Origin of the sequence: Granulibacter bethesdensis (genome assembly GCF_001889545.1) — a bacterium.
In the GTDB taxonomy this organism is placed as follows: Bacteria; Pseudomonadota; Alphaproteobacteria; order Acetobacterales; family Acetobacteraceae; genus Granulibacter; species Granulibacter bethesdensis_B.
In genome coordinates this window covers 767,123-793,637 of sequence record NZ_CP018194.1, presented here as the reverse complement: position 1 = coordinate 793,637, position 26,515 = coordinate 767,123, and the positions used below count along the sequence as shown (strand labels likewise).

Genomic DNA, 26,515 nt, shown 5'->3' with positions numbered 1-26,515 from the left:
CCATGGCGGAACGTCTGACCCTCGCCTTCATGGGCAGTCCGGATTTTTCAGTCCCCGCACTGCATGCCCTGCATCAGGCGGGACACCACATTGCCGCCGTCTATACCCAGCCCCCGCGTCCGGCAGGGCGAGGCCACCGCCTGACCCCCTGCCCCGTCCATCGCGCTGCGGAGGCGCTGGGGCTGGAAGTCCGCCACCCGTCACGGCTGAAAAATGCCCCTGATGAGCATGAGGCTTTCCGGGCGCTGAACCTCGACGCTGCCGTGGTGGCGGCCTACGGGCTGATCCTGCCCCGGGTGATGCTGGATACGCCGAAGCGCGGTTGCCTGAACATTCATGCCAGCCTGCTGCCGCGCTGGCGTGGCGCCTCTCCGATCCAGAGCGCTATTCTGGCGGGCGATACCGAAAGCGGCGTTACCATCATGCGCATGGAAGAAGGGCTCGACACCGGTCCGATGCTGCTGAAGCGCGCCGTACCGATCACCGAAACCACCACCACGCCAGAACTGCATGATGCCCTTGCCGCAGCGGGCGCCGAAGCGATCCTGCATGTGCTGGAGACCCGGCCGGACGGCGAGAGTCAGGATGATACCCTTGCCTGCTATGCCCCCAAGCTGAGCCGCGCTGACGGCATGCTGGACTGGTCCCAGCCTGCCGCCGTGCTGGCAAGGCGCGTGCGGGCGCTCAATCCATGGCCGGGAACATTCAGTGGTGGCCTGAAGATTCTCGCGGCCCATGCGGTGACAGAGGCGTCCGGCATACCCGGCACCGTGATCGGCACCGGAGATGACAGGTTGCTGATCGCCTGTGGTGAAGGTGCGCTTTGCCTGGACAAGGTACAGAAACCGGGCCGCCCGGCGCTGGATGCCGCCGCGTTCCTGCGGGGCCATCAACTGCCGGCGGGAATCAGGCTGGATGAGCATGGGTTTTCCTGAGCCACCACCCGGATGGACCCGCTACGCGCTGCGGATCGAGTATGATGGCACCCCCTTCATCGGCTGGCAGCGACAGGGCACGGATGACAGCGCAGTGGATCAGGGACGGCCAGTTTCCGTGCAATGGGTGCTGGAAAAGGCTGCTGCCAGGCTGGCACAGGACCAGGCGGTCGCCAGTATCGTCGCGGGTCGCACCGATGCGGGGGTGCATGCGGAGGCTCAGGTCGCGCAGATAGACCTTCCCACCCGATTTCCCCCTGAGCGCGTACGGGAAGCCCTGAACTTCCATATGAAGCCTTACCCGGTGGCGATTCTGGAGGCTGCCTACGCACCGGAAGGCTGGAATGCCCGTTTTTCAGCGATTGGCCGATCCTATCGTTACCTGATTCTCAACCGCCGTGCGCGGCCAGCGCTGATGGAAGGGCGCGTCTGGCACGTTGCCCAGCCGCTGGATGCCGATGCCATGGATAGTGCGGCCAAGCATCTGCTGGGGCGTCACGATTTCACCTCATTCCGTGCCGCAGCTTGTCAGGCCAAAAGCCCGCTGCGCACTCTCGACCGGCTGGATGTGCGCCGTAATGGCGATATCATCAGCATCATCGCAGAAGCCCGCAGCTTCCTGCATCATCAGGTACGCAACATGGTGGGAACGCTGAAACTGGTCGGCGACGGACGCTGGACAGCAGAGCATATTTCCGCTGCGCTTGCTGCCTGTGACCGCGCCAAAGCCGGACCAACCGCACCACCGGACGGGCTGGCCCTGACCGGAGTAGTCTATGAACAGGACCCGTTTACGTGATCAGCCGGGCGCCATAGCCACCAGGCCGACAGACAGCATCGTATCCAGCGCCACCAGCCCGGCGGCAGCGAGTCCTGGCAGGCCCAGAGTATTCCGGGTTGCGAACCACTCGACCCACAACGCCCAGCCGCCGAAGCAGAGTGCGGCAAGCTGTATCAGCAAGGACGGCCAGTGCAGAAGCTGCGGCACATAGCTGATGGCGGTCATGACATACTGGATCAGAAACACCCAGTTGATGACCATGACGAAACGCGGCCATTGTGCCCGCCGCTCCGCCACGCCTGCCAGTTCGTAGGACAGAGCCAGATAACCCAGCCACGCCAGCATCAGCAGCAGGACATGCGCCGCCAACATATGCCCTGTCGAAATGCCGGGCGGGAGTGTGACGGCTCCTGACCTTACATCATACAGTCTGAGCAATCCGCCAATGATCAGACAAAGCGGTAACACCGCAAAACTGACCAGCAGTTCCCTCCCGCGGACCGGACCGGCAAGCTTGTCAGAACCATGCCCCACCACCATGCCGCATGCTATCCGGGCCGGAAGCAGGCAGTTCCGACCACTCACCCTGCTTTCTCCGCAGGAACAGACGCGTGGTGCGGAGGGTGCATCATGCGGGATATCTGCGCCGGCCCAAATGCCAGCACCGCAGTACCCAGATTGGTCAGCACGATCAGGACAATGATACGCAATGCAGAGATATTCAAAATGACCCGCGCCAGAAAACATTGCAACGCGATGCCATAAACAGCCAGCAGCATAACCAGCACAGCCACGGCATCTTCCTGCTGTAATCCGGCGCTGACCATCACCTGTGCCGCAAGCAACAGAATCATGCCCGCGAACAGTGCGATCCACTGGCTCCAGATCAGAACGGTTGCATACAGCCCCCATTCCTGCCGCCTGTTCCAGAAATGCACCAGAATGTCCGACACCAGCAGAGGGGTCAGCAGCAAAACGATGCTTTGCAGCAGATAGGCAAGTCCTGCCCGGCTTGCATGATTGAACACCAGCAGCAGTGACACCGCCAGAGCGCAGCCGATGACGGGCGCCAGAGCACCGAGCAGCGCTTCGATCCCCGATCCGAAATCACTCAGGCCACGCCGGTCAAAACGCGCCAGTCGCACCAGCCCGCGCAGCACGATACGCTGACGCGACTCTCCCGAAGGTGCGTCACCTTGCCTGAAACGGTTCGGGCCGATCATGAGCCGTCCTTTCCGAGATAGAGATCCAGCAGGGCTTCATAAATTCTGGTCAGATCCCGCAGATCCTGCACCGCAACTGCCTCGTCCCGCTGATGCATGGTGGCCCCCACCAGACCAAACTCCACGACAGGGCACAGATGGGTGATGAACCGCGCATCCGATGTGCCACCCCCCGTATCCAGCCGGGGTGACAGGCCGGTGATCTGCTGGATCGCCCTCCGCAACGCCGCGATGCCATGGCTGGCGCCGGGGCGCGGATCGCGATCAGGGTCCGTGACGAAAGCCTCACCGGAAATGGCGATATCCACCTCCGCATCCGGCGCATGATCCCGCACGATTCCGCGCAGCCATCTCGTCAGGTCAGCACCGTGATGCAGCGGATTGAAGCGGATATTCAACCGTGCCTGCGCCTGTTCCGGAATGACATTGGTGGCCGGATTACCGACATCCACCGTCGTCAGTTGCAATGAGGAAGGCTCAAACCCTTCCATGCCGTCATCCAGCCGCGTGGTCGCCAGGGCGTGCAGCGCCGCCACCAGACGGGGCAGCGGATTATCAGCCCGATGCGGATAGGCGACATGGCCCTGCCGTCCACGCACAGTCAGCGTGGCATTCAGGCTGCCGCGCCTGCCAATCTTGATGACCTCTCCCAGACGCGCCGGATTGGTTGGCTCCCCCACTACGCAGAAATCCGGGATTTCTCCGGCCTGCCGCATCCAGTCGAGCACGCGCACGGTGCCATCTGTGGCAACCCCCTCCTCATCCCCGGTGATCAGCAGGCTGATCGTGCCGGGATGATCAGGGCGGCCCGCACAGGCAGCAACAAAACTGGCAATCCCGCCTTTCATGTCGCAGGCGCCGCGGCCGATCAGAACACCGTCATGCACTTCGCCAGCAAAGGCATCCACACTCCATGGGGCATCACCGGGCGGCACGACATCCGTATGCCCGGCAAAGCAGAGATGCGGGCCGGGCCGTGTACCGACCCGTTTGGCATAGAAATTGACAATATCCCCGAAAGGCAACGGCGTAACCGTAAAGCCCTGCGCCGTCAGAGCCTGTGCCAGCACGGACTGCGCCCCCGCATCAACCGGCGTGACGGAGGGACAACGCAGCAGCGCCTGTGCCAGCGCCAAAGGATCAGACATCAGAGGATCAGACAAAGGAACAGGCACAGGGTTATCCTTCTTCATCCTCTCTCTTTGTCCTCTCTGGGTATCCTGACAAAGCCGCCTCCCATCCCGTTACGAGAGAGACGCAACGGGACCGGAAGCACCTTTACCAGCCACGTATCAGGCCCGCAGCAGCTCGTTGATCGAGGTCTTGGAACGGGTGCGCTCATCCACTCGCTTCACGATCACCGCACAGGCCAGAGAAGGACCGGGCGTCCCATCCGGCAGCGGCTTTCCGGGGAGTGAGCCGGGAACAACCACAGAGTAGGCCGGAACGCGGCCATACAGAACCTCACCGGTCGCACGGTCGATGATCTTGGTGGACGCGCCGATGAACACGCCCATTGAAATCACGCTGCCCTGTTCCACAACCACGCCTTCCGCAACCTCGGAGCGGGCGCCGATGAACACGTTGTCCTCAATCACCACCGGACCGGCCTGCAACGGCTCCAGCACGCCGCCAATACCGGTGCCACCGCTGATATGGCAGTTTTTACCCACCTGCGCACAGCTTCCGACCGTTGCCCATGTATCGATCATCGTGCCGCTGTCGACATACGCGCCGACATTCACGAAGCTCGGCATCAGCACGACGCCCGGTGCGATATACGCGCTGCGGCGCACGACTGCGCCAGGAACGACGCGGAAGCCGCCCTGAGCAAAGCGGGCCTGATCCCAGCCTTCGAACTTCAGCGGCACCTTGTCATAGGAGGCCACCGCACCAAATCCCGGCGCCGGAGTGGAATCGGTCAGACGAAAAGACAGCAGCACCGCCTTCTTCAGCCACTGATTAACCGACCAGCCACCTTCGGCCTTCGGTTCCGCGACGCGCACCTGGCCGGAATCAAGCAAACGCAGAGCTTCTTCGACCGCGTCCCGTGCCTCACCTGTCGTGGCGGAGGACAGACCCTCCCGGTTTTCCCAAAGGCGATCAATGCTATCCCGCAGGCTGTCGATGCTCATTCCAGTCTCCCCGGCTTGTCATTCAGTCATGTTCCGGGCCGGACCATGCTCAGGGCATGCCCGCCCTGTCAACGCACCATCATCGTACTGACTGTCAGAACAGCGGAGCAGACGCCCGTATTCCCATACCTTTATTCTCATAGGAGCCTTACGCAGGACGGGAATGTCGAAACCGAAAGGAAACGCTTATCCTCTCGCTCGCGTTGGAGCACAAAGCGCCTTCCAGCCCGGAAGACCGTAACCTGCACCAAGCATTGAGGAGAGAGGCATGCCGGATTCCAATCTCGCGAAGGCAAAAAGCCACGCCGCGCTGACTCACAAAAATCACATCGACCTTCAGTCCAATGCGCGCAAAGTCTCTATCGAGCTGCTGAACGCCCGTCTGGCGGATGCCATCGATACCGCGCTGATCCTGAAACAGGCCCATTGGAACATCAAAGGCCCGCAATTCATCGGCGTGCACGAACTGCTCGATACCCTGCGCACCCAGGTGGATGATCTGGTCGACAAATTTGCTGAACGCGTCGCAGTCCTCGGCGGCACCGCCTTTGGCACCCTGCAGACGGTCAGCGCCACAACTTCCCTGCCGCCCTATCCGACGGATATCTATACGATCAAAGACCACATTGTCGCACTGGTGGAACGGTTCGGTCTGTTGGCCAATGCGGTACGCAAAAACATCGACGATACCGATGAAGCCGGGGATGCAGGAACATCCGACCTGTTCACCGAGGCTTCGCGCGCCTTTGATAAGTCTCTGTGGTTCCTGGAAGCCCATATTCAGGAGCCAAGCGGCTTCTGATCCGATCCGGAGTCGGCGCTGAAGGCAGTTTCTGCCTGATCATAACGCCGGGGGCGGAAACGTCCCCGGCGTTATTGCTGACGGCACCACGCTTGCCCCACCTGCCCCGGACCGTTAAACGACATGGGGCAGCGGCACGGGAACACACCATGAACGATCTTTTTGGCGGCGCGAAATCCCCCCCTCCGTCTCAACGCGGCGCAAAGCAGCGGACGGAGATGCACGAGGATGATTACTCCGCCAAGGATATCGAAGTTCTGGAAGGTCTGGAGCCAGTTCGCCGCCGCCCCGGCATGTATATTGGTGGCACGGATGAAAACGCCCTGCACCACCTTGTTGCCGAAATTCTGGATAACGCGATGGATGAAGCCGTGGCCGGACATGCCACGGTCATTGATCTGACGCTCGATACCGGCAACACCGTGACCGTCCGCGATAACGGGCGTGGCATTCCGATCGATCCGCATCCGAAATTCAAGACTCTCAGTGCTCTGGAAGTCATTCTGACGACTTTGCACTCCGGCGGGAAATTCGCTGGCAAGGCATATGCCACCTCCGGCGGCCTGCATGGGGTCGGCAGCTCTGTCGTCAATGCCTTGTCCGCCACGATGGAGGTCGAGGTCGCACGCAACCGGGTGCTGTGGCGGCAAAGCTATGCACGCGGCAAGCCAATGACGCCGTTGATCGAGGTCGGCGCCACTCCGAACCGTCGGGGGACGCAAATTCGCTTCACCCCGGACGAAGAGATTTTCGGACGCCTCAGCTTCTCGCCCGCACGGCTTTACAGGCTGTGCCGGTCCAAAGCCTATCTGTTCCGCGGTGTGCAAATCCGCTGGAAATGCGATCCATCCCTGCTGAAAAACAGCGGCAAAGAAGACATTCCCGCCGAAGCAACCCTGCACTTTCCCGGCGGCCTGCGTGACAGTCTGGCCGAGGATATTGGCGAGACCCCGCTTGCCGTCTCCCAGATATGGTCCGGAGAAGCGGATATGAAGGGGGACGGACAAAAGGAAAACAGCACAGGCGGACGGGTTGAATGGGCGCTGGCCTGGCTGGAGGGCGCAGACGGTTTTGTCCACTCTTACTGCAATACAGTCCCGACTCCCCTTGGCGGCACACATGAGCAAGGATTTCGCGCAGCCCTTTTAAAGGGGCTGCGCGCCTGGGGAGAACAGCGCGGTAATAAACGCGCATCCGCCATTACCGCGGAAGACATCATGGGATCCCTGGCGGCCAAGCTGTCAGCCTTTGTGCGGGAGCCACAGTTTCAGGGCCAGACCAAGGAAAAACTGACCAGTCCGGAAGCGGTACGACTGGTTGAATCCGCAATGCGGGACCGCTTCGACCATTTTATGGCGGGCGATCCGGCCGGAGCGGATAATCTTCTTGCTTACGTCATCGAACGGGCGGAAGAGCGAATCCGGCGACGCGAGCAGAAAGACACGCCACGTAAATCAGCCACAAGACGGCTGCGTCTGCCCGGCAAACTGGCTGACTGTTCCAGCGAAAATGCCGCCGAAACCGAACTGTTTCTGGTTGAGGGCGACAGTGCGGGCGGATCAGCCAAGCAGGCCCGCCGGCGTGAAACACAGGCCGTACTGCCTCTGCGCGGCAAAATTCTCAACGTCGCCAGCGCATCCGCCGACAAATTACGACAGAATCAGGAACTTAAGGATCTGATCGAGGCGCTCGGCTGTGGGGTCGGGGAACGGTTTGACATTGCGCGGCTCCGCTATGGCCGCGTGATCATCATGACTGATGCCGATGTCGATGGCGCGCATATCGCCAGCCTGTTGATGACATTTTTCTACCGGGAATTGCCGGAACTGGTCCGTCGTGGACACATCTATCTGGCACAGCCGCCGCTATACCGTCTGACGCAAGGAGCCATCTCCCGCTATGCAATGGATGATGCGGAACTCGACAGGCTCATGAAATCCGGCTTCAAGAAAACTGGAAAAATCGAAGTCAGCCGCTTCAAGGGGCTCGGCGAAATGCCACCGGCCATTCTGAAGGAAACCACAATGGATCCCGCACGCCGGGTTCTGCTGAAAGTTCTGACGCCACCGGAAGATCGGGCACGGACAGGGGAACTGGTGGAAAGCCTGATGGGCAAGAAACCGGAACTGCGGTTTCAATTTATTCAGGACAACGCGCCCCGCGCAGGAGATCTGGATATTTGAGGCTTCAGAACAAAAAATCCAAAGAACAGACTACATAACAAAAACGGCCGCTTCCCCAGCGGCCGTTTTGCTTCAGTCAGACAGATTTTTTCAGGTTCGGAGAGGCCTTGAAACGAACTGTCTTTCCAGCCTTGACCTTGATCTGCTCACCTGTCCGCGGATTGAGACCCTTGCGCGCCTTGGTCTTCCTGACAGTAAAGGTACCAAAGCTCGGCAGTGTAAATTTGCCGTTCTTCTTCATCTCCTTCACGATCGCGGTGATAAGATCGCTCGCCGTGCGGTTTGCCGCCACGCCGGTCAGATCAGCGCTTTCCTGAATAACCTGGGCAATAAAAGCCTTAGACATCAAAATCCCCTTATTTGTCGCAAGCGTTGGCAAAACGCCCCCGAGGCCGATCATGTTTATAGTGATCGAGAATCGCTTTTCGCTTCTAGTCAAAGCTTTTCTGCTTTGCCAGCATCAGTGAAAAAATAAAGAACGATTTTATAAGGATTATTGCAGCGATAACACGCGCAATGTGTTGTGCAGGCACTTAACAGGCTCCTGCCAGTCCATCGGGGTGGTTTGGCGGAACAGCTGCATCGACGGATACCATCGCGTTTTCAACCCACCGGTTTCAGTATTCGGCACAGTGGATATCAATTCACAGGGGTCTGACCAGCGCCAGCAATGGTCCAGCCGATCCAGCATCAGCACCGGCACCCCCAATGCACCTCCAAGATGGGCAATGGATGTATCCACAGTCACCAGTGCGTCAAGCATACTCAGAATAGCAGCGCTGTCAGCAAAATCCCTGATCTGACCAGTAATGTCAGGGGCAAAGCGAAAAGCGTGCTTTTCCTGCGCCTGAATAGATGGAGGCCCCATCTGTAGATTGACGAAAACCATATCCGGAATTTCTGCCAGCGATGCCAGATCCTGCAAAGACATACTGCGACGTCGATCAATGGCGGTGGCATCAGGATGATTGCGTGAGGCCCCGGCCCAGACCAGACCGATCCGCCCACGCGCCGGACGGGGAGGAAGCAGCTCCCGCCAGTGTCGGGCACGCGATTCTGAAACCGCAAGATATGGTTCATGCATCGGAACAAAAGCGACATCCAGCAGATAAGGCAAACTCATCATCGGCACATGACGGTCAAAAGCGGGCGCAATGCCATCCATGCCTGCCACGCTTTCCACCCCCGCCACTGTCTCCGCCACAGTAACCAGTTCAGGAGGCACAAACAGCCGCACCCGTGCGCCACGGGCAGCAAGGAGCGGAATATAGCGGAGAAATTGGATGGTATCGCCAAAACCCTGCTCAGAAACGACCAGTATACGCACACCATCCAGCCCGGATCGGCATTCTTCTTTCTGCAACAGAGAAGAAACCGGAAACATGAGGCGATCTCCGATTGCCAGACGGGCTTCGTAATCAGCCCATCCCTCCGCATAACGGCCTGCTTTCAAAAGGGTCAAGGCCCGGTTCATCCGCATGCGTGGATCGTTGGGGGCGCAGGCAGCAGCCCGGTCATGAGCCTGCTGAGCAGCCGGGAAGTCTTTCAGCGCCGTCAGAATATTCGCCAGATTGGTCCATCCGGCAGCATGGTTCGGCTCCAGCGCGGTGGCACGCTTCATCGCCTCCCTTGCTTCGGGCAGAGCGTTACGCCCTGCCAGCAGCAGAGCATAAGCACGCAGGACGGCAGCCTCTCCGGCGGATTTTTTCAGGCTCGCCTGGGTCAGGAACTGTACAAGACGCGCTTCAGCCGCCTGTTTACGGCCTCGGAGCTCCAGCCATTCTGCATGAAAAATGGCGAGATTTGCATCCTCCGACGCATGCGCCCCTGCGGCGATCAGGAGTACCTCCATGGCGTGGTCACGGCCATGCATCAATCCGGCAAGATCACGAAACGGATGCGCTGCCTGTGGATGAGCACGGGCCACGCCCAACAGAAGCTCCAGCGATTCAGCTTTTTCTTCCTGCACTGCCAGAGCCAGCCCCAACAATAGACGGGCCTGATCGGCAGAGGCGGTCCTGTTTGCCAGCAGGCGACGACAGATGGTTTCGCATGCGGCGGCCTGTCCCGACCGCAATGCTATCAAAGCCTGCTGGAGACTCAAAACCCCGCCGCCTCCCGCAGCAGCGATGCCATACCGAGATAATCGGCACCACGCGGCGCATTATGCCGCCAGGCAAGCCCCAGTTCCCGCCATGCACCATCCCCTTCAAGCGGTCGCAGCACCAGCGACGTACCCGCCATCACCCCGGCATCCACCGCAATTTGCGGGAGCAATGTGATGCCCAGTCCACCTGCCACCATCTGCACCAGCGTATGCAGGCTGGTAGCCGCGAACTGATCAGTCAGGCCATCTCCGTTCTGGACGTCGCGGCTGCGTGTTTCGACAGTCCGGACAGGGTCACCCTCACTTTCCTTCTTACTGGCACTTTCCTTCTTACTGGCACTTTCCTCCTCACTGGCGTTTTTCTCATGCGCCATGAGCAGCCCGCAGGCGGCCAGCGCGTGCTCGCGCAGGCAGTGTCCGTCTTCCAGCAGCAACAAATTCTCCATGCTGAGAGCTTCAATAGGAATAACCTCCCGCTCCGCCAGCCTGTGCCCCTGTGGCAGGGCAACCAGAAACGAATCCCGCCCGATCGACACCGTATCCATTCCCCTGCAGTCACAGGGCATCGCAAGCAGCAGCAGGTCCAACCGTCCATCCCGCAGCCTTGCGACCAGACGGTCGGTGGTATCTTCCCGCAGATAGAGCCGGAGACTGGGATATTCACGCCGCAGGGCCGGCATCAGACGGGGCAGCAGAAACGGGCCGATCGTTGGAATGACCCCTACCCTCAGTGGCCCACTCATCGGTGCGCGAGCGGCAGAAGCGGCCTCCGACATTGCTTCCAGCGCATGCATGGCATCCCGGGCACGCTCCACCAGTTCTCGTCCCAGCGCCGTAAAAATCACGCGCTTTCCGCCGATCCGGTCGAGAATCTGCACATCCAGCTGCCGCTCCAGCGCCAGAATACCTGCCGACAATGTGGATTGTGTGACCGCACAAGCCTGCGCTGCCCGGCCAAAATGCTGGTATTCGGCCAATGCCATCAGATACCGGAGCTGCTGGGGAGTAGGCAGGGGTGTCATCGTTTCATTCGATCAAAAATTCAGGAATTATTCATTGGCATGAAATTCAGGGGCAGCCTATCGTGCAGTGCAGCATTAACACGCCCCTTCTGTGCAACGTCATCGCTGTGGCCTTACTCCTGCAGCAGCGTCGCATTATATAGGGGTGCGACGTGCCTGTCTTAACGACTTCGTGTGAAGGATATTCTGTATGCTCTCAGTGGGCGATAAATTTCCGTCTTTCAAGCTGACCGCCGTCAAGCCGGGTAAGGAAGGCCTGGATCTGAAGGATCCGTTCTTCGAGGTGACGGAGAACAGCGCCGAAGGCAAGTGGAAGGTCGTGTTCTTCTGGCCGAAGGATTTCACCTTCGTCTGCCCGACCGAAATCGTTGCTTTCGCCAAGCTGAACAGCGATTTTGCCGATCGTGATGCCGTGCTGTATGGCGTGTCCACCGATAATGAGTTCGTGCACGTTAACTGGCGCCTGCATCACGATGATCTGCGTGAACTGCAGATCCCCATGGTCTCCGACATCCGGCGTGAGCTGTCGGAAGCTCTGGGCATTCTGGATCGGGCCGAAGGCGTGGCACAGCGTGCGACCTTCATTGTGGATCCGCAGAACATCATCCGCTTTGCCTATGTGACCGACCTGTCCGTCGGCCGCAATCCGGCGGAAGTGCTGCGCGTCCTGGATGCTCTGCAGAGCGATGAGCTCTGCCCGTGCAACTGGTCCAAAGGCGACGAGTTCATCAAGGTCGGCTGAACCAGCCACTTGGCTGCACCGCCTTCATCTGACGCTTTCAGCGCAGATAAAGGCCGGTGGTATCGCAGCGGCCCGGCCCTGCCGGGCCGTTTCTGCGTCTGACGCACCCCTTCTCGTGACAGGAGTAAACAGCATGTCCATCGAAAGCCTGAAAAACGCACTGCCCGAATACGCCAAGGATCTGAAGCTGAATCTCGGCTCTCTGGCCAATGAAGACGTACTGAACCAGCAGCAGAAAGCGGGCACTTTCATCGCCTCCGCCCTCGCTTCCCGCAGCAACACTGTAACCGCAGCCATCCTCGCCGAATTCGGACCGCAGCTGAGTGCCGAAGCCCTTGCCGCTGCCAAGGCTGCCGCTGCCATCATGGGCATGAACAATGTCTATTACCGCTTCGTGCACCTGGTAGGAGGCGATTACGCGAACCTGCCGGCCCGGCTGCGAATGAACGTTATGGCCAAACCTGGTGTCGACAAGGTCGATTTCGAACTGTGGTCTCTGGCGGTTTCTGCCATCAACGGATGTGGCATGTGCATGGAAAGCCATGAGAAAATCGTGCGCCAGAATGGCCTGACGCAGGAACAGGTGCAGGCAGCAATCCGTATCGCCGCCACCGTGCATGCCGTGGCCGCCACCCTGGATGGTGAAGCCGCCCTGTCATAAGGAACGCCTTCGGCGCGGTTATAGAGCGCCGGCTGTATCTTTTAATGGAGATTGCATGCAGCCACTCCCTATCTTCAGCGTTAGTGATGTCAAAGCGGACTGGACCACAGCCCGGTTCTACGCATGAGGATGGGCCATGACTGGAGCAATCACCAGACAGGATGAGAGGGTACGAATTCGCGCATACCTTCTATGGGAAAAGGCAGGTCGCCCACACGGACGTAATGAAGAGTTCTGGGAAGAAGCACTGATTGAAATTTTGCAGGAGGAGACAGAGTCGCTGTCACCGACCCCTTCTTCGTCCTCCCTGATGACCGAAGCGCGGTAGCAGGCGACTGTCTTCGTCCCCACCTAGAACAGAAGACGAAGTCCGACGACCGTCAGGATACAACCGAGGACAGGGCGCAGAATATCCGCAGGTATGCGGGATGACAGAAGAGCGCCAACGATTACTCCCGGCAATGATCCTGTCAGCAGGGACAGCAGCAAATTCGTGTCCACCGCACCCAGCATCCAGTGCCCCAGACCGGCAATCAAAGTCAGGGGCACTGCATGTGCGACATCTGAACCGACAATCCTCACCATCGGCAATTCTGGATAGAGCGCAATCAGCACAGTAACGCCGATGGCACCCGCCCCTACGGAGGAAAGTGACACCAGCATGCCGAGGCATATGCCAAACAGGACAGTCAGAAGCGCTACAAGTCCCGGGGGAAGAGGTTTTCTTCTGGTCCCCGCAATCCGATGCAGCCATGGACGGAAAAACAGACTTCCCGCCGTCAGCAGCAGCGCACTGCCCAAAACGTAGGCCATCATACGGGATATGTCAGGCCCGAGCCCGCCATGGCTGTGTAGCCACAGCAACGTGCCTGCCGAGGCCGGGACACTGCCGGATGCAAGACGTCTGACAACGGCCCAGTCAATAGTGCGGGAAAAACCGTGAACCGAGGTGCCAACCGATTTAGTGACGGCGGCAAACAGCAGATCGGTGCCAACGGCCGTCTGGGAATGAACCCCAAACAGCAGAACCAGCAGCGGCGTCATCAGCGAGCCGCCGCCAACCCCGGTCATGCCGACAAGAAAACCCACTCCGAGGCCGGATAATAAATAAACGGGGTCGATATGTGTAAGCCAGCCCAAAACAGAAACCGTCCGCTGCCCTGAATCATCCAAAAAAAACTGAATGGATAAGCCGCCCGAAGCGACTGGCTATTTCCAGGTCAGCCCATGATCAGGCGGTGTATGTCCCCCCTGACAATACGGCAAGAGGAAGAAGGACAGGGTCATCATAAAAAGGGCGGCATGATGCATGGCATCATGCCGCCCTGTACTGACTAATCCAGTCTTTTCAATTAGCCGTGGCAGGCACAGCCAGCATGGTGACAGCCAGAGCCATCCTTGTGATGAGACGCACAGGCTTCATCGCAATAGGTATGCCCATCGCGCTGGATGCCCTTGCCCTGCTCCACTTCGCACACGCAATCCGGGCACGCACATTTAATGGTATTGGCAGCACTCATGGGTTCATTCCTCGATCATTTTTCTGATGACCGCAGGGAGCATCCTGGTGACCGCTGCGGCATGATCATTCCCTAATCCAACACCACCAATATATCAATACATATAGATATATTTGATACGAATTTGTAACCTGACTGCGCTTCAACCCAGACTGCGATCAACGATCTCCCTGACATTCCCGGACAGATCAGGCTTGGCTGCAATACGTCGCAACTGATCCTGCATCAGTTCTGCACGAGCCTGATCCTGCCGCCGCCATGCCCCCAGAGGAGCCGTCATCCGGGCCGCAATCTGGCCGTTGATTCCATCCAGACGCAGAATCGCGTCTGCCAGAAACGCATATCCTGCCCCCGACGCATCATGGAACCGGACCTGATTTCCGGAAGCAAAACTGGTCAGCACCGCCCTCACCCGGTTCGGATTGCGCCAGTCGAAATCAGGATGACGGATCAGCTGCCTCACCTGCTCCAGCGCGTCCGGTCGAGAGGACATGGCCTGGATGGCAAACCATTTATCCAGCACCAACGCATCCCCCCGCCAGCGATCATAGAACAGAGCCAGCGCCTTCTCCCGCTCCGGCACGCCCGTATCCGCCAGCACCGACAAGGCAGCCAGTACATCCGTCATGCAGCGATTGGCCTGAAACTGTTTCCAGGCCAGTGTCACACCCTCACCGGCTTCTCCCTCATCGGCTGCGACCAGATAGCCGAGACAGGCATTGCGGAAAGCCCGGCCGCCCATTGCCCTGCCATCCAGCGCGGTCACATCGCCCGTGCTCCATGCCTCATATCCTGCCCGCAACGCGGCCCCCAGTTGCTGGCCGATCGCAGCCCGCGCGGCACGGCGCACGGCATGAATGCCATCGACATCCACCACCTCCATCGCATCAGCCAATGTGGTTTCCGCAGGCAGGGCCATCGCCTCCGCCGCCAGTGCCGGGTCTTCCGGCGCACGGGCGATGGAGGCAGCCACACTCTCCATAATGCCATCATCCAGCGATGGAGCCGCGCCATTCCGGTAAGCCGTTACCTGCTGCAACAGTTTCTGTGTGGCGTATTGCTGCCCGGAATCCCAGCGCACGAACGGATCGGAATCATGGGCTGCAAGAAAACGCAGCCTTTCCGCAGGCGTATCGGCCAATTTTACCGGTGCAGAGAAATCCCTCAGCAGGGAAGGCTGTGGTGGCCGCGCCACATCATGGAACACGAAGCTCTGTGTTTCCTGTTCCAGACGCAGGATTCTTGTGTCGGGACGGGCTTTATCCTCCCCTTCCAACCGGAATGACAAAGCCGCGCCGGTTTCATCCAGCAACCCGACCGCAATGGGGATCAGCAAAGGCTGCTTTTCCTCCTGACCTGGTGTCGGCGATGTATGCTGGGTCACACGCAGGACATAACGGCGCGCCGAGGCGTCATACTCATCCGTAACCCGCAGAACCGGCGTGCCCGCCTGCCCGTACCAGCGCCGGAACAGGGACAGATCCACCCCGGATGCATCCTGCATGGCAGCGGCGAAATCCTCCAGTGTCACGGCGTGGTTGTCATGGCGCTGGAAATACAAATCCATCCCCTGCCGGAATTTCTCGCGCCCGATCAGGGTCCGGACCATACGGACGAGCTCGGCTCCTTTCTGATAAACGGTCGCCGTGTAGAAATTATCGATCTTCACATAAGCGTCCGGGCGCACCGGATGAGCCAGCGGCCCGGCATCCTCCCGGAACTGTGCTGCGCGCAAGGTGCGCACATCGGAGATGCGCTTCACCGCCCGGCTGCCCATATCGGCGCTGAATTCCTGATCCCGGAAAACCGTCAGCCCTTCCTTCAGGGTCAGTTGGAACCAGTCCCGGCAGGTGACGCGATTGCCTGTCCAGTTATGAAAATACTCATGGGCGATAACGGTCTCGATACCCTGATAATCGCTGTCTGTCGCAGTATCGGGACGGGCCAGCACATATTTGGTATTGAAGACGTTCAGCCCCTTATTCTCCATCGCCCCCATATTGAAGTCGCTGACGGCGGCGATATTGAACACGTCCAGATCATATTCCAGGCCGAACACATCCTCGTCCCAGCGCATGGAGCGTTTCAGGCTGTCCATCGCATGGGCACAGCGGTCCTGATCCCCATCCCTCACCCAGATCGCCAGAGCAACCGTCCGGCCAGAGCGTGTGACGAAACTGTCCCGCACGGCAGCCAGATCGCCAGCCACCAGCGCGAACAGATAACAGGGCTTCGGGTGCGGATCCTCCCACTTCGCCCAGTGCAATCCGCCTTCAGCCTCCCCCGCATCAACCGGATTGCCGTTTGACAACAACACCGGCACCGTACGCGGCGCGACGATGGTGGTGATATAGCGTGCCATGACATCCGGGCGATCCGGGAAATAGGTGATGCGCCGGAACCCTTCCGCTTCGCACTGCGTGAAGAATGCTCCCTGTGAGACATACAGCCCGCTGAGTTCGGTATTCTGCTCCGGTGCGATGGCAGTATCGATCTCCAGCACGCTTTCGGCAGGCAGACCGGCTATGTCCAGCCCGTGCGGGGTGAGGCGGTATTCTTCTCTGCTGGCCTCCCTGCCGTCGATGCGGAGGGACAGCAGTTCCAGCGCCTCCCCATCCAGGTGGAAAACGGCCCCTTCCGGCGTACCGGGCTGGCGGATCACATGCAGCCGCGATTGCACCACGGTTCGGGCGGGATCCAGACGGAACACCAGATCGACCTGCTCCACCCCGTAGGCGGGCGGCGTGTAATCACTCAGCCGGACCGGCACCGGAGCAACGGTGGAAGACGGTGCGGAACTGGCATCTGCGGGCATGAGGTCTGTGTCTTTCATCCGGAATGGGCATCAAAAGCCAAAAGGCGCGATCCCGTGCAGGATGGAGGGCATTCCCGACCGGCTCAACCACCCATCCACACGCACCATGTATCAGCCAGATGCATCAGCCTCATGCATTTTCACGGCTTCCCTCCACCACTGCGAAATGATATGCCGAAAATGAGGGGAGATTATGATATGAAATTGCTTAGACTTGGCCCTCCCGGGCAAGAAAAACCTGCCATCCTGGACGCTGCCGGTCGTCCACGCGATGTCTCGCATTATGTCAACGACTTCGCAGGCAGCGTATTGTCGCCGGAAGGCCTGGCCAGACTCGGTCGGCTGGACCCGGAAACCCTGCCGCTGGTCGAAGGCTCCCCCAGAATCGGACCATGCGTGCCGCTGCCGCTCAATTTTATCTGCATCGGCCTGAACTACGCTGACCACGCCGCCGAAACCGGTGGCAAAATCCCGCGGGAGCCGATCCTGTTTCTGAAATCGCTGGGTGCTTTCTGCGGCCCTTATGACGATGTCCGCATTCCGCCCGGATCAACCAGCACAGACTGGGAAGTGGAACTGGGAATCGTCATCGGCAGCCTCGCCCGTAATGTCAGCGAGGATGATGCCATGAAGCATGTCGCTGGCTACTGCATCATCAATGATGTCAGCGAGCGCGAATACCAGACCAAACGCGCAGGCACCTGGGACAAGGGCAAGGGCTGCGACACGTTCGGGCCGGTCGGCCCATGGCTGGTGACACAGGACGAAATTCCAGATCCGCAAAACCTTGATCTGTGGACCGATGTGGATGGCGAGCGGATGCAGACCGGTAACACACGCACCATGATCTTCGGCGTACGGACCCTGGTCAGCTATGTCAGCCAGTTCATCACCCTGCATCCGGGTGATCTGATTGCCACCGGCACCCCTCCGGGCGTCGGCATGGGCAAAAAGCCGGAGCCAATCTATTTGCGCCCAGGCCAGACCATGACTCTGGGCGTCTCCGGTCTCGGCGAGCAGCGACAGACCACCTATCAGGGCTGAAGGACGCCCCTCCCTGCTTGCGCCGTCAGCAACCGCGTGGACGGCGCGGCAGGTAGGAGCCGAGCATACGGGCCACCGCACAGGGGCTCTGCCTGCGATGGATGCGGGCAGGTTGGCGGCGGACATTGATCGCCAGTGATCCTCCCCCCGCCAGCGCCATATGCAGCGTCCCGGCCCGCTTTGCTGACAGGAAAGTCGGCGGAAAGGCAATGACCGTCGAGACCACTCCCGCCCCTACAGCCGCCACCCTGTTGCGATAATCAGCCGCCAGAGCCGGGGTCGAGGAATGGTAGAGTCCCGCAGCCAACCCCCAATCGCTATTGGCCGGACCATCATGCAGCGCTGTCAGAAACCGGGCGGCGTAGGTCACATTCGTGTGAGGATCAAACGCCTCCTCCACGGTTTTGAAGGCAGCAGGATGCATCTGCAAATCCACCTGCATGCATCCGATATCCATAAATTGAACGCGTTTCCGGGCGAGCGCCTGCTTTGCCCATGCAACCGCCGCAGCCTTGCTGTCAAAAAAATAGCCCTGCCCGTCCGCATTAATAGTCCATGGCCAGGGCTCCAGTGACTGTGCGGCTCTGTTAGCCTCAATCTGGATAGGGCGACCGCTTTCAACCCGGGAAATGGCCAGCAATAATCCTTTTTTGACGGGGAAAAGGCGCTCGGCCTTATCAATCGCGTTCCGGCACAGTCTCGATTGCTCACGCGCCCATGTTTCTGGAGAAACCTTCTGCTCCCGCACCGGTTTCTCCACGGGCGCAGCCATCAGGACTGGCTGTCCGATGACGAGCGGGACAAAATATACAACGAGCCTGAAACAGCGCATCTGAACGATCATGGCAGCAATGAACATGCGGCATGTCGGCCGAAAGGCCAAATATGACGCCATCAAGGCAGAACAGTATAATCGTTATCAACGATTGACCGTTCCGTACCTGCGTCATTATTGGTTGACCAATCGGTCAGATGACATGCTGACCGGCAATGGTAAGGCAGGATCTCACTTCCATGCATGATCGCTTCGTTCACATCCCTACCTCATCCGCATCGACGCATCGCTCCGATGTGGTGAAGCGTCCATCGCATGCAGGGGGAGGCTTGATGAAAGCGGCTTCTCTGGCCGCCTTCATCGCTGCTGCACTTCTGACCGGCACGGCTCAGATAGCGCTGGCGCAGGGACGGCCCGGTGGAGGGCCGCCGCCGGTTGGGGTCATTAAGGCCGAGAAGCTTCCATACACCCAGACCAACGAGTTTGTCGGACGTATTCAGGCCACTGACCGCGTTAATCTGGTGCCCCGTGTCACGGCCTTTCTGGAACAGCAGTTGTTCAAAGAAGGGGCCGAGGTCAAAAAGGGTGACCTGCTCTATACGCTGGAAAAGCCACCTTTCGAGGCGGATGTACAAGCGAAAGCCGCAGCGGTTCAGCAGGCGCAGGCCACGCTGAACAATGCCCAGCTTACCATGGGTCGTGCCAAGGCGCTGTTGAACACGCCTGCAGGCCAGCGCTCGGTCTATGATGACAGCCGCGCCGCTGTGCTGGCGGATGAAGCGCAGGTCATGGCCAATCAGGCCCAATTGCGTTCAGCCCAGATCAATCTGGCCTATACGGATATCCGTGCCCCGATTGCAGGCAAGATCGGTCGCACCAGTCTGACCATCGGTAACGTGGTCACACCGAATACCGGCACGCTGGCCACCATTGTCAGTCAGGATCCAATGTGGATCCTGTTCCCGGTTCCGGTGCCAGAGGCGCTGGAGCTGCGGAACCGCTACTACAAAAAAGGCGGCCTGAAAGCCGTCAAGATCAAGCTGCGCCTGCCGGATGGCCGTATCTACGACCAGACAGGCGATTTGAACTTCACCGACAACACCATCAGCAGCACGACAGATACGATCATGCTGCGCGCTACCATCGCCAATCCCATTATCAGCAAGGACGGTGATCACGCGGTAAGGGAGCTGATTGATGGTGAATTCGTGCAGGTCATCATGGAAGGTGTCCAGCCGGTCGAGGCCCTGACCATCCCGCGCGCTGCCGTTCTTTCCGACCAGGAGGGTAACTACGTTTATACCGTCAATACCCAGAACGAGGCCGTCCGCACCAATGTCGAACTTGGCGCCTCTGATCAGAAAAATGTCGTGGTGCTGAAAGGGCTGACACCCGGCCAGACGGTTATTGTGGAAGGTGTGCAACGCGTCATGAAGCCGGGCCAGAAAGTAGCACCCGGCCCGGCATCCCCCAATCCGGCGACCACTCCTCCTCCTCCGGCGCGCGGGTAAGCCCCGATGATCTCAGCCGTATTTGTCCGACGCCCACGACTGGCAATTGTCATCGCGATCGTCACTACAATTGCAGGACTAATTTCCCTCACCCGGATCTCGGTGGCCCAGTTCCCCGATATCGTGCCGCCACAGGTTCAGGTTACCGCATCCTATCCGGGCGCATCTGCCGCCGTGGTCGAAAGCTCCGTCGCCCAGCCGATCGAGGCCCAGGTCGTCGGTGTGGACCAGATGCTCTATATGAAGAGTACCGCGGGCAATGATGGCAGCTATAACCTGACCGTCAGTTTTGCGCTGGGCACCAACCCCGATATCGACACGGTCAACACCAACAACCGTGTGCAGACAGCCACATCGCGCCTGCCGGAAATCGTGCAACGGCAAGGGCTGACGGTGCAGAAGCGATCCTCCGCCATTCTGGAGTTCATCAGCTTCTACAGCAGTGATGGCAGCAAGGATCCTCTGTTCATCACCAACTATCTCCAGATTTCAGTGATGGATGCGATCAGCCGCACCTCCGGCGTGGGGCAGGCGATGCTGTTCAGCCAGCAGATGTACTCCATGCGGGTCTGGTTCGACATTCACCGCCTGACCAGCCTGAATCTTTCTCCATCCGACATTGCCGCGGCCATTCAGTCACAGAACACCGTCGCCCCGGTGGGACGCATCGGCGCGCGCCCAATCGGGCCGGATCAGCAATTTCAGTTCAATGTCCAGACGCAGGGCCGCCTGATCACCAAGGAGCAGTTCGGTAATATCATCGTCCGTGCCAATCCTGACGGCTCGATTCTGCGGGTTCGGGACGTGGCCCGTGTCGAACTGGGCGGTCAGAATGAGGACAGCGAAACCCGCCTGAACGGAAAACCGTCCGTCACCGTTGCAGTCTATCTGTCTCCCGGTGCCAATGCAGTGAACACGGCAGAGGCCGTCAATAAAAGACTGGCCGGACTGGCCGAGCGCTTCCCGCCAGGCATGAAATATCAGGTCAGCTATGACAGCACGACCTTCGTGACCGATACGATTCACGAGGTGCTGCGCACATTGGCCGAAGCCTTTGTTCTGGTCGTGCTGGTGGTGTTTCTGTTCCTTGGCAGCCTGCGCGCCACGATCATCCCCAGCGTGGCGGTGCCCGTCAGCCTGATTGGTGCCTTCGCCGGTCTGCTGGCCATGGGATATTCCGCCAATACGGTCTCCCTGCTCGCAATGGTGCTGGCGATCGGTATCGTCGTCGATGACGCCATTGTGGTGGTCGAGAACGTCGAGCGCGTGATGGAGGAGGAGCCGGAGCTTTCACCACAGGACGCAACCATCAAGGCGATGGAACAGATCACAGCGCCCATCATCGCCATCACGCTGGTGCTGCTGTCCGTGTTCGTCCCGGTCGCCTTCATTCCGGGTATTTCCGGTCAGTTGTTCCGGCAGTTTGCCGTCACCATCAGTATTTCGATGCTGATTTCAGCGATCAATGCGCTGACGCTGTCACCAGCGCTTTGCGCGGTGTTTCTCCGTCATACCGGTGAAAAGCGAGGCATTCTCGGCTTCATCTCGCGAGGGATCGACAAGGTTCGTGACGGATATGCCGCCATCGTGCTGCGCCTGTTGCGTATTTCCGCCCTGTCGATTCTGCTGGTCGGAGTATGCGGCGGCGGGATCTTCATGATCTCCCGCATGACCCCCACCGGGTTCCTGCCGGAAGAAGATCAGGGTGGCTTCTTCGTCATCGTCCAGCTGCCGGATGGAGCCTCCGTCAATCGTACTGCCGCCGTGATGGAAAAACTGAACAATATCATCCATCCCATCCCCGGCGTCCGGGATGTGGTGCAGATCATCGGTCGCTCCATTCTGGACAGTGCACAGGAACCAAATGCCGGCTTCATGTTCGTGAAGCTGAAAAATTTCGATCAGCGTACCGATCCTTCCATGTCGGCGCAGGCTATTATCGGCCGCATCGCAGGCGCGGCACAGCAGATCAGAGAAGCCATCGTCTTTCCGCTGAACCTGCCGCCCATCATCGGCCTGTCGACAACAGGCGGGTTTGAATATCAGCTTGAAGGTCTGGAAGGTCAGGATCCAGCCTCCCTCGGCAGTGTGGCACGGGGGCTGATCGCTGCCGCCAACCAGAATCCGGCCCTCTCCCGTGTTTTCACCACATTCACCAGCACCAATCCGTCCCTGTACCTGGATATCGACCGGGACAAGGCAACGGCGCTGGGACTGTCAATCAGTGATGTGTTCACCGCGCTGCAGGCAACCCTTGGCGGGCTTTATGTGAACGATTTCAACCTGTTTGGACGCGTCTGGCAGGTCAATATCGAAGGTGAGGCCGCCAACCGTAATGATGTACAGGATCTGTGGCAGATCTATGTGCGCAACAAGAACGGTGAGAGTGTACCCCTGCGTTCCATCGCAACGGTGCATTTCGTGGTCGGTCCGCAGGTCATCACGCGGTATAACAATTATCGTTCCATTACCATCAATGGCGGCCCTGCTCCGGGTATATCCTCCGGCACAGCGCTGAACACCATGGCGGCGGTGTCGAAAAAAACCCTTCCCCCAGGATATGATTTCGAATGGACCGGTACAGCCTATCAGGAAGTGGCTGCATCGGGACAGACCGGCGCCATTCTCGGGCTGGCATTGCTGTTTGCATATCTGTTCCTGGTCGGACTTTATGAAAGCTGGATGATCCCGGTTCCGGTGCTGATGTCTGTTGCCGTTGGCGTGCTCGGCTCTTTTGCCGGTATTCTGATCGCGCATCTCTCACTGGATATTTACGCTCAGATCGGGCTGGTGGTGCTGATTGCACTGGCCGCCAAAAACGGCATCCTGATCGTCGAGTTCGCCAAGGAAAGACGCGAACATGGTGACAGCATCAAGGAAGCCGCCATGCAGGGCGCAAAAACCCGGTTCCGGGCGGTGATGATGACCTCCATCGCCTTTATCCTCGGTCTGCTTCCCCTCGTGGTAGCGCATGGTGCCGCCGCGATCAGCCGGCGGGATGTCGGCACGTCGGTCATGGCCGGCATGCTGGCCGCCAGCTGTATCGGTATCTTCATGATCCCGATGCTGTATGTGACGTTCCAGAGCCTGCGCGAACGCATCAAAAGCGTCTTCTCCCGCAAGGAGAAACCACAACACTGAAACAGAAAGGCCGGGGGCATCCCCCGGCCTTTTGCATGTCAGCCGATGTTCCTCACCCGCAGACCATGACCAGAAAGGCGGCACAGACAGCACATTGCTCTGTCGCGCCCAGTACGTCCCCGGTGAAGCCAGCAAGCGTCCTTCGCGCATAGCGCCCGACCAGCCATGTGCTCAGCAAAGCCGCCAGAAAGGCGAGCCAGCCATGGATGCCTGCCAAAGAAGCCATTACCACCGTCGAAATTGCCGCCATGCCAAGCTGCACAGGGCCGATCCCTGCCATCATCGCCCCTGATCCTTCCGGTCGTGCAGGATTCAGGAAAAAAGGGATCAGCAGGATACAGAAACGAGACACTGCCAATGAGGCGATCATCGCCACCACCGCATACCCATCAGGAGGCAATGAAGCGATACAGGCCGTCCGTATCATCAAGGACAGCATAAGGGAGACAGCACCAAAACTGCCGATCCGGCTGTCATGCATGATCGTCAGCTTTTTCTCTGTCGTATGGCCGCCGGCAGCATCGGTAAAATCAGCCAGACCATCCTCATGCAGGGCACCGGTCATAAGGACACCCAGCGCCACGCAGATGACGGCGGCAGGCCATGACGGCATCCCGCACAGATCGATCAGCATGACCTGCACGCAACCGATCATCAGACCCAGCATGCCCCCAACGAGCGGAAACGCCCATGCCACCGATGCCATAGCGGGAAAAGAATGCTCAAAACGCAGGCCGGGCAAGCGCGTCAGCACCATGGCTGCCGCCGCGACCTCCCGGAAACGGTCATTCAGCCAGCCCATCAACGGATAGCCGCTGAAGCCCTTGCCACACTGGCTTCGGCGAAGGTTGCCATTCCGTTGTAACAGGCAAGCGCGGCCCTCAGAACGGAAAGCGCGATTGCCGCACCGGAGGCTTCTCCCAGTCTCATGCCGAGATCGAGCAATGGTTCTTTTCCCAGCCGCTCCAGAATGCGGCGATGTCCCGGCTCGACCGACAGATGCCCGACCAGAGTATGATCCAGCCCACCTTCGACCAGCACGGCCAGCGGAGCTGCCGCGGAGGTACAAACAAAGCCGTCCAGCATCACCGGAATACCAAGGCGTCTGGCCTGCCACACGGCACCCAGTATCGCTGCCAGTTCTCTTCCACCGAGTGCCGCCATCACGGCCAATGGCGTAGAAGCATCACGATGCAGCGACAGGGCTCGGTCGATCACCTTGCGTTTCACACTCAGCCCCTCATCATCAAGGCCGGTTCCCCTCCCGGCCCAGTCTGTTCCATTTCCCCCGAACAGACCCGCAGAGAGAGTCGCAGCAATGGTGGTGTTACCGATTCCCATCTCCCCCAGACACAGAAGGTCACAAGCCTTCACCGCCTGCGCGCCCACGCGCATTGCATTCAGAAGAGCAGACTCATCCATGGCGGGTGCCTGCGTGATATCTGCCGTGGGTCGATGAATATCCAGCGCAATCACCCTTAATCCGGCCTGTCCAGCCCGGGCGAGCTGATTGATCGCCGCACCGCCATTGGCAAAATTCGCCACCATTTGTTCCGTCACCTCAGCCGGGTAAGGTGACACACCCTGATTCACAACGCCGTGATTGCCGGCAAAAACCAGAATATCGACACTCTCCAGCCTTGGTCTGGAACGCCCCTGCCACCGCGCCAACCATCCGACCGCGTCCTCCAACCGCCCGAGACTGCCCTCCGGCTTGGTCAGCTCCGCCATTCTGGTGGCTACATCCCGCTCGGCCTGAGCATCTCCCCCCTGAAAAGCCCGCGCGTCAGAAACAAAGGCATCAAGGTCACTGATCAGGGTTTTCGATTTCTGCGACAACGGCTCTTTCCTTTTGAATGCCCTGTCCGTCATCATGGACATACACCAGACTGGACAGATCCACCCCGCAGGAGAGGGGGCAACCGTACCCGCATCCTGCAAGACTCCATTTAGTGTTTGATGCCAGGGGCGAACCTTTGCAACCATGCCCAGAGTAGTTATTCCGTTAGCACAGCAGGATACAGAACCGGCATGACGGCAGTTCCGGCCCCTTCAATCTCCTCCTCCCATGCCGCCCCCCCTATCGATCAGTTGCCCCGCAACTGTACCTTCGAGGCCGCAGACTGGCAGAAACTGGCCCGGTTCTGGTACCCGGTGGCCTTGGCACGGGAGGTAGGGGAACAGCCTCTCTCCGCCCGATTGCTGGATGAAGAACTGGTGATCTACCGCGCCGGACAACAGATCGTCATCGCTGGTGATCTTTGCCCGCATCGCGGCGTTCCTCTCAGTATGGGACATGGGGATGGACAGTCGATCACCTGTGCCTATCACGGATTCCGCTTCGGTGCGGAAGGACGCTGTCTCAAGGTGCCCGCCCATCCTGGCAGCGCCATTCCCGGAAAACTGCATCTGCGCACGTATCCGAGCACAGAGCGCTATGGTCTGATCTGGACCTGTCTGCGGCCTGATGAAACAGGATCCGCCTCTATCCCGCCCATGCCACATTGGGACGATTCCGGATTCCAGCAGATCACCTGTCCGTGGATCGATATTTTCGGCTTTGCCGGACGCCAGATGGAAGGATTTCTGGATGTAGCCCATTTCGGCTTCGTCCATACCGGAACGTTCGGGGATCCCGAGAATACCACTGTACCTTCCTATATTCCCGTCCCGACCCAGGATGGGTTTGAAGTCGAGTATCGCAGCTCTCTCAGCAATTACCCGCATGGTTCAGATAAGCCCGTGCCGGAAGATTTTGTATGGCTGAGGCACTTTCGCGTGCATCTGCCTTTCACCGCAACACTCAGCATTGATTTTCCGGATCATGGCAGGCTGGTGATCATGAATGCGGCCTCCCCCGTTTCGGCCCGCGTCACGCGCCTGTTCGTGCCGATTGCACGGAATTTCGATACGGACCGGCCCATTCAGGAAGTCTATGACTTCAACCGCCGTGTTTTCGAGGAAGACAAGGCCATCGTGGAAGCCCAGAAACCGGAATGCCTGCCGCTTGATCCGACGCTCGAAGCGCATGTCATGGCAGATCGAAGCTCGATCGCCTATCGTCGCGCCCTGCGGGAACGTGGATTCAGCCGCTTCTTTACGGCATGATCGAAAAAAT

Annotated in this window: 25 protein-coding genes; 12 read left to right on the top strand and 13 right to left on the bottom strand. The window is 59.3% G+C overall.

All coding sequences use genetic code 11. The annotated features are described in order from the left end of the window. Positions 1 to 2 precede the first annotated feature (2 nt). Positions 3 to 935: a methionyl-tRNA formyltransferase gene (fmt, locus tag GbCGDNIH8_RS03545; protein WP_408874688.1), complete on the top strand. Its 933-nt coding sequence runs from the start codon at positions 3 to 5 to the stop codon at positions 933 to 935. Continuing rightward, entirely contained in the window at positions 922 to 1,734 is an 813-nt protein-coding gene (gene truA / locus GbCGDNIH8_RS03540; RefSeq protein WP_072572113.1) for a tRNA pseudouridine(38-40) synthase TruA, read from the top strand. Before fmt ends, truA begins: the two co-directional genes overlap by 14 nt. Here the strand turns inward: truA and GbCGDNIH8_RS03535 are convergent, their stop codons facing one another. The 4 genes from GbCGDNIH8_RS03535 to dapD all read right to left on the bottom strand — a co-directional run bounded on the left by GbCGDNIH8_RS03535 (position 1,735) and on the right by dapD (position 5,074). Continuing rightward, complete coding sequence (locus tag GbCGDNIH8_RS03535; protein WP_157692538.1) at positions 1,735 to 2,301, bottom strand: hypothetical protein; 567 nt, start codon at positions 2,299 to 2,301, stop codon at positions 1,735 to 1,737. After that, positions 2,298 to 2,939, bottom strand: a complete 642-nt coding sequence (locus GbCGDNIH8_RS03530; RefSeq protein ID WP_072572111.1) for a hypothetical protein — start codon at positions 2,937 to 2,939, stop codon at positions 2,298 to 2,300. The genes GbCGDNIH8_RS03535 and GbCGDNIH8_RS03530 overlap by 4 nt, the downstream gene beginning before the upstream one ends. Beyond that, positions 2,936 to 4,087, bottom strand: coding sequence for a succinyl-diaminopimelate desuccinylase (dapE, locus tag GbCGDNIH8_RS03525; protein WP_072573596.1), 1,152 nt, complete (start codon positions 4,085 to 4,087; stop codon positions 2,936 to 2,938). The genes GbCGDNIH8_RS03530 and dapE overlap by 4 nt, the downstream gene beginning before the upstream one ends. 144 nt (positions 4,088 to 4,231) lie before the next feature. Further along, complete coding sequence (dapD, locus tag GbCGDNIH8_RS03520; RefSeq protein WP_072572110.1) at positions 4,232 to 5,074, bottom strand: 2,3,4,5-tetrahydropyridine-2,6-dicarboxylate N-succinyltransferase; 843 nt, start codon at positions 5,072 to 5,074, stop codon at positions 4,232 to 4,234. A 268-nt stretch (positions 5,075 to 5,342) separates the two neighbouring features. Between dapD and dps the strand changes: the two genes are divergently transcribed. Both dps and parE read left to right on the top strand, forming a co-directional pair. After that, the gene (dps, locus tag GbCGDNIH8_RS03515) at positions 5,343 to 5,876 is read left to right on the top strand and encodes a DNA starvation/stationary phase protection protein Dps (protein ID WP_072572109.1); all 534 of its coding nucleotides are present in this window, start codon (positions 5,343 to 5,345) and stop codon (positions 5,874 to 5,876) included. A gap of 149 nt (positions 5,877 to 6,025) precedes the next feature. After that, positions 6,026 to 8,059, top strand: a complete 2,034-nt coding sequence (gene parE, locus GbCGDNIH8_RS03510) for a DNA topoisomerase IV subunit B (protein WP_072572108.1) — start codon at positions 6,026 to 6,028, stop codon at positions 8,057 to 8,059. A 76-nt stretch (positions 8,060 to 8,135) separates the two neighbouring features. Here parE and GbCGDNIH8_RS03505 read toward each other — a convergent pair whose 3' ends face one another. The 3 genes from GbCGDNIH8_RS03505 to GbCGDNIH8_RS03495 all read right to left on the bottom strand — a co-directional run bounded on the left by GbCGDNIH8_RS03505 (position 8,136) and on the right by GbCGDNIH8_RS03495 (position 11,188). Next, entirely contained in the window at positions 8,136 to 8,405 is a 270-nt protein-coding gene (locus GbCGDNIH8_RS03505) for an HU family DNA-binding protein (protein ID WP_072572107.1), read from the bottom strand. Between the two features lie 147 nt (positions 8,406 to 8,552). After that, on the bottom strand, positions 8,553 to 10,163 hold the full coding sequence (locus tag GbCGDNIH8_RS03500) for a tetratricopeptide repeat protein (protein WP_157692537.1): 1,611 nt from the start codon (positions 10,161 to 10,163) through the stop codon (positions 8,553 to 8,555). Then, positions 10,160 to 11,188, bottom strand: a complete 1,029-nt coding sequence (locus GbCGDNIH8_RS03495; RefSeq protein ID WP_072572105.1) for a hydrogen peroxide-inducible genes activator — start codon at positions 11,186 to 11,188, stop codon at positions 10,160 to 10,162. The genes GbCGDNIH8_RS03500 and GbCGDNIH8_RS03495 overlap by 4 nt, the downstream gene beginning before the upstream one ends. A gap of 190 nt (positions 11,189 to 11,378) precedes the next feature. On the opposite strand from GbCGDNIH8_RS03495, the gene GbCGDNIH8_RS03490 reads away from it, so the two are divergent. The 3 genes from GbCGDNIH8_RS03490 (at position 11,379) to GbCGDNIH8_RS13285 (ending at position 12,919) form a co-directional block, all read left to right on the top strand. Then, positions 11,379 to 11,930, top strand: a complete 552-nt coding sequence (locus GbCGDNIH8_RS03490) for a peroxiredoxin (RefSeq protein WP_072562859.1) — start codon at positions 11,379 to 11,381, stop codon at positions 11,928 to 11,930. A gap of 133 nt (positions 11,931 to 12,063) precedes the next feature. After that, a complete protein-coding gene (ahpD, locus tag GbCGDNIH8_RS03485) occupies positions 12,064 to 12,591 on the top strand; it encodes an alkylhydroperoxidase, AhpD family (RefSeq protein WP_072572104.1) in 528 nt (175 codons plus the stop codon). Between the two features lie 136 nt (positions 12,592 to 12,727). Further along, positions 12,728 to 12,919, top strand: coding sequence for a DUF2934 domain-containing protein (locus tag GbCGDNIH8_RS13285; protein ID WP_072572103.1), 192 nt, complete (start codon positions 12,728 to 12,730; stop codon positions 12,917 to 12,919). A gap of 23 nt (positions 12,920 to 12,942) precedes the next feature. Here GbCGDNIH8_RS13285 and GbCGDNIH8_RS03475 read toward each other — a convergent pair whose 3' ends face one another. The 3 genes from GbCGDNIH8_RS03475 to pepN form a co-directional block, all read right to left on the bottom strand. Then, positions 12,943 to 13,764, bottom strand: a complete 822-nt coding sequence (locus GbCGDNIH8_RS03475; RefSeq protein ID WP_081368816.1) for a sulfite exporter TauE/SafE family protein — start codon at positions 13,762 to 13,764, stop codon at positions 12,943 to 12,945. Between the two features lie 179 nt (positions 13,765 to 13,943). Continuing rightward, positions 13,944 to 14,111 (bottom strand): metallothionein, encoded by a 168-nt coding sequence (locus tag GbCGDNIH8_RS03470; RefSeq protein WP_072572101.1) that lies wholly within the window; start codon positions 14,109 to 14,111, stop codon positions 13,944 to 13,946. Between the two features lie 142 nt (positions 14,112 to 14,253). After that, entirely contained in the window at positions 14,254 to 16,926 is a 2,673-nt protein-coding gene (gene pepN / locus GbCGDNIH8_RS03465) for an aminopeptidase N (RefSeq protein ID WP_072572100.1), read from the bottom strand. A 198-nt stretch (positions 16,927 to 17,124) separates the two neighbouring features. Here pepN and GbCGDNIH8_RS03460 point away from each other — a divergent pair, with 198 nt between their 5' ends. After that, complete coding sequence (locus GbCGDNIH8_RS03460) at positions 17,125 to 17,970, top strand: fumarylacetoacetate hydrolase family protein (RefSeq protein ID WP_072573595.1); 846 nt, start codon at positions 17,125 to 17,127, stop codon at positions 17,968 to 17,970. 25 nt (positions 17,971 to 17,995) lie between these two features. Here GbCGDNIH8_RS03460 and GbCGDNIH8_RS03455 read toward each other — a convergent pair whose 3' ends face one another. Further along, positions 17,996 to 18,742, bottom strand: a complete 747-nt coding sequence (locus tag GbCGDNIH8_RS03455) for a lysozyme family protein (RefSeq protein WP_157692536.1) — start codon at positions 18,740 to 18,742, stop codon at positions 17,996 to 17,998. 70 nt (positions 18,743 to 18,812) lie between these two features. Between GbCGDNIH8_RS03455 and GbCGDNIH8_RS13035 the strand changes: the two genes are divergently transcribed. From GbCGDNIH8_RS13035 to GbCGDNIH8_RS03445, 3 genes are read left to right on the top strand one after another with little or no spacing between them, the layout of a single operon-like run. Then, positions 18,813 to 18,992: a hypothetical protein gene (locus tag GbCGDNIH8_RS13035; RefSeq protein ID WP_172822885.1), complete on the top strand. Its 180-nt coding sequence runs from the start codon at positions 18,813 to 18,815 to the stop codon at positions 18,990 to 18,992. Further along, positions 18,985 to 20,256 (top strand): efflux RND transporter periplasmic adaptor subunit, encoded by a 1,272-nt coding sequence (locus GbCGDNIH8_RS03450; protein ID WP_072572098.1) that lies wholly within the window; start codon positions 18,985 to 18,987, stop codon positions 20,254 to 20,256. Before GbCGDNIH8_RS13035 ends, GbCGDNIH8_RS03450 begins: the two co-directional genes overlap by 8 nt. Positions 20,257 to 20,262: 6 nt before the next feature. Then, a complete protein-coding gene (locus GbCGDNIH8_RS03445; protein ID WP_072572097.1) occupies positions 20,263 to 23,397 on the top strand; it encodes an efflux RND transporter permease subunit in 3,135 nt (1,044 codons plus the stop codon). Between the two features lie 52 nt (positions 23,398 to 23,449). Here the strand turns inward: GbCGDNIH8_RS03445 and cobS are convergent, their stop codons facing one another. Both cobS and cobT read right to left on the bottom strand, forming a co-directional pair. Then, positions 23,450 to 24,199, bottom strand: a complete 750-nt coding sequence (gene cobS / locus GbCGDNIH8_RS03440; protein ID WP_072572096.1) for an adenosylcobinamide-GDP ribazoletransferase — start codon at positions 24,197 to 24,199, stop codon at positions 23,450 to 23,452. Next, the gene (gene cobT / locus GbCGDNIH8_RS03435; protein ID WP_253736096.1) at positions 24,199 to 25,236 is read right to left on the bottom strand and encodes a nicotinate-nucleotide--dimethylbenzimidazole phosphoribosyltransferase; all 1,038 of its coding nucleotides are present in this window, start codon (positions 25,234 to 25,236) and stop codon (positions 24,199 to 24,201) included. Before cobT ends, cobS begins: the two co-directional genes overlap by 1 nt. A 192-nt stretch (positions 25,237 to 25,428) precedes the next feature. Here cobT and GbCGDNIH8_RS03430 point away from each other — a divergent pair, with 192 nt between their 5' ends. Continuing rightward, entirely contained in the window at positions 25,429 to 26,505 is a 1,077-nt protein-coding gene (locus tag GbCGDNIH8_RS03430) for an aromatic ring-hydroxylating oxygenase subunit alpha (RefSeq protein ID WP_072572095.1), read from the top strand. The last annotated feature ends 10 nt before the right edge of the window (positions 26,506 to 26,515 follow it).

What these genes read in the sequence shown, in the direction of transcription:
- fmt (WP_408874688.1), top strand. Translation starts at nt 3, where the DNA reads ATGGCGGAACGTCTGACCCTCGCCTTCATGGGCAGTCCGGATTTTTCA.
- truA (WP_072572113.1), top strand. Translation starts at nt 922, where the DNA reads ATGGGTTTTCCTGAGCCACCACCCGGATGGACCCGCTACGCGCTGCGG.
- GbCGDNIH8_RS03530 (WP_072572111.1), bottom strand. Translation starts at nt 2,939, where the DNA reads ATGATCGGCCCGAACCGTTTCAGGCAAGGTGACGCACCTTCGGGAGAG.
- dapE (WP_072573596.1), bottom strand. Translation starts at nt 4,087, where the DNA reads ATGTCTGATCCTTTGGCGCTGGCACAGGCGCTGCTGCGTTGTCCCTCC.
- dapD (WP_072572110.1), bottom strand. Translation starts at nt 5,074, where the DNA reads ATGAGCATCGACAGCCTGCGGGATAGCATTGATCGCCTTTGGGAAAAC.
- dps (WP_072572109.1), top strand. Translation starts at nt 5,343, where the DNA reads ATGCCGGATTCCAATCTCGCGAAGGCAAAAAGCCACGCCGCGCTGACT.
- parE (WP_072572108.1), top strand. Translation starts at nt 6,026, where the DNA reads ATGAACGATCTTTTTGGCGGCGCGAAATCCCCCCCTCCGTCTCAACGC.
- GbCGDNIH8_RS03505 (WP_072572107.1), bottom strand. Translation starts at nt 8,405, where the DNA reads ATGTCTAAGGCTTTTATTGCCCAGGTTATTCAGGAAAGCGCTGATCTG.
- GbCGDNIH8_RS03495 (WP_072572105.1), bottom strand. Translation starts at nt 11,188, where the DNA reads ATGACACCCCTGCCTACTCCCCAGCAGCTCCGGTATCTGATGGCATTG.
- GbCGDNIH8_RS03490 (WP_072562859.1), top strand. Translation starts at nt 11,379, where the DNA reads ATGCTCTCAGTGGGCGATAAATTTCCGTCTTTCAAGCTGACCGCCGTC.
- ahpD (WP_072572104.1), top strand. Translation starts at nt 12,064, where the DNA reads ATGTCCATCGAAAGCCTGAAAAACGCACTGCCCGAATACGCCAAGGAT.
- GbCGDNIH8_RS13285 (WP_072572103.1), top strand. Translation starts at nt 12,728, where the DNA reads ATGACTGGAGCAATCACCAGACAGGATGAGAGGGTACGAATTCGCGCA.
- GbCGDNIH8_RS03470 (WP_072572101.1), bottom strand. Translation starts at nt 14,111, where the DNA reads ATGAGTGCTGCCAATACCATTAAATGTGCGTGCCCGGATTGCGTGTGC.
- pepN (WP_072572100.1), bottom strand. Translation starts at nt 16,926, where the DNA reads ATGCCCGCAGATGCCAGTTCCGCACCGTCTTCCACCGTTGCTCCGGTG.
- GbCGDNIH8_RS03460 (WP_072573595.1), top strand. Translation starts at nt 17,125, where the DNA reads ATGAAATTGCTTAGACTTGGCCCTCCCGGGCAAGAAAAACCTGCCATC.
- GbCGDNIH8_RS03455 (WP_157692536.1), bottom strand. Translation starts at nt 18,742, where the DNA reads ATGGCTGCGCCCGTGGAGAAACCGGTGCGGGAGCAGAAGGTTTCTCCA.
- GbCGDNIH8_RS13035 (WP_172822885.1), top strand. Translation starts at nt 18,813, where the DNA reads ATGGCAGCAATGAACATGCGGCATGTCGGCCGAAAGGCCAAATATGAC.
- GbCGDNIH8_RS03450 (WP_072572098.1), top strand. Translation starts at nt 18,985, where the DNA reads ATGCATGATCGCTTCGTTCACATCCCTACCTCATCCGCATCGACGCAT.
- GbCGDNIH8_RS03445 (WP_072572097.1), top strand. Translation starts at nt 20,263, where the DNA reads ATGATCTCAGCCGTATTTGTCCGACGCCCACGACTGGCAATTGTCATC.
- cobS (WP_072572096.1), bottom strand. Translation starts at nt 24,199, where the DNA reads ATGGGCTGGCTGAATGACCGTTTCCGGGAGGTCGCGGCGGCAGCCATG.
- GbCGDNIH8_RS03430 (WP_072572095.1), top strand. Translation starts at nt 25,429, where the DNA reads ATGACGGCAGTTCCGGCCCCTTCAATCTCCTCCTCCCATGCCGCCCCC.